This is a genomic window from Burkholderia sp. COPS (genome assembly GCF_019425585.1).
Classification (GTDB): Bacteria; Pseudomonadota; Gammaproteobacteria; order Burkholderiales; family Burkholderiaceae; genus Burkholderia; species Burkholderia cepacia.
Genome location: NZ_WIXR01000097.1, coordinates 1 through 1283 on the forward strand (window position 1 = coordinate 1; position 1283 = coordinate 1283).

2 protein-coding genes and 1 pseudogene are annotated in these 1283 nt (G+C 62.0%); 1 reads left to right on the forward strand and 2 read right to left on the reverse strand.

The features are described 5' to 3' along the window. Both FOZ70_RS37670 and FOZ70_RS37675 read right to left on the reverse strand, forming a co-directional pair. A pseudogene (locus tag FOZ70_RS37670) lies at positions 1 to 308 on the reverse strand (radical SAM protein); the annotation flags it as partial. Positions 309 to 401: 93 nt separating this feature from the next. Then, complete coding sequence (locus tag FOZ70_RS37675; RefSeq protein WP_011351353.1) at positions 402 to 890, reverse strand: Lrp/AsnC ligand binding domain-containing protein; 489 nt, start codon at positions 888 to 890, stop codon at positions 402 to 404. A gap of 145 nt (positions 891 to 1035) precedes the next feature. Between FOZ70_RS37675 and FOZ70_RS37680 the strand changes: the two genes are divergently transcribed. Then, positions 1036 to 1283: FAD-dependent oxidoreductase (locus tag FOZ70_RS37680; RefSeq protein WP_219707904.1), on the forward strand; the 248-nt coding region annotated here is incomplete at its 3' end.

Here is a 1283-nt window from a genome sequence, read left to right on the forward strand (position 1 = left end):
GGAAGGGCAAAGCAGTAGATGCACCCGTGCTCGCAACCGCGATACGGATTGAGCGATACGCTGAATGGAATATCGGGCGACTGGTTGTGCGTCAGGATGCTCTTCGCCCGCTCCTCGAATACCTGCGTGCGTAGCGGCGCGGGGAAATCGGCATCGTCCGACTCGTGTGTCCAGCCGTCGTCGACCGCTTCACGCTGCGCGATCTCGTATCGCCCCTGCAGGTTGTCGACCGCACCGCGCCCCTTGCGGGGCACGGGCGGCGCTATCGGAAATTCGTTGTCGGATCGATCGTCCATATGCCCACCCATTCGCCTGCGCCCAATACTGTACATTTATACAGTATTGGGCGCAGCGTGCCAAGGGCGGGATAAAGGAGAGCCCGGCGGCCTGCCGCCGGTACGTCAGTCGCCCACCGCGATCGTCAGCGTCTCCTTGATTTCCTCCATCACGACATAGCTCTTCGACTGCACGGCGCCCGGCAACTGCAGCAGGATGTCGCCGAGCAGCTTGCGGTAGTCGGCCATTTCGCCGATCCGCGCCTTGATCAGGTAGTCGAAATCGCCGGACACGAGATGACACTCGAGCACCTCGTCGATCTTCATCACTTCCCGGCGGAATTGCTCGAACATGTTGCCGCCCTTGTGGCCGAGCGTGATCTCGACGAACACCAGCAGCGCGGCATCCAGCTGGTGGGGATCGACACGCGCGTGATAACCGGTGATCACGCCGTCCCGCTCCATGCGCCGCACACGCTCGATACACGGCGTGACGGTCAGTCCAACCTGTTCCGCGAGGTCCTTCATCGCCATCCGGCCGTCGTCCTGGAGCAGTTTCAGGATGCGCCGGTCGAGCTTGTCGAGCGAGCGTACGGGCTGACGTTGCGTTCTCATTTGTTTATGCTGAAAACCTGAAAAATACGATAACAAAACCTACACATTCGACAATACCATAGCGCAAAAAACTAGATCAGCTAGAGGTTACACGGAGCCGCAGGTGCGCCCGGCCTCGATCTGGTCCCTTCCATCTGGAGCAGCTATGCGAGTCGTCATTCTGGGCAGCGGTGTGGTGGGCGTGGCAAGCGCGTATTACCTCGCGCGCGCCGGTCATGAAGTCACGGTGATCGACCGGGAGGCCGGCCCGGCGCTCGAGACGAGCTTCGCGAACGCTGGCCAGATCTCCCCCGGTTATGCCGCGCCGTGGGCCGCCCCCGGCGTGCCGCTGAAGGCCGTCAAATGGATGTTCGAGAAACACGCGCCGCTCGCGATCCGCCCCCACCGCACACC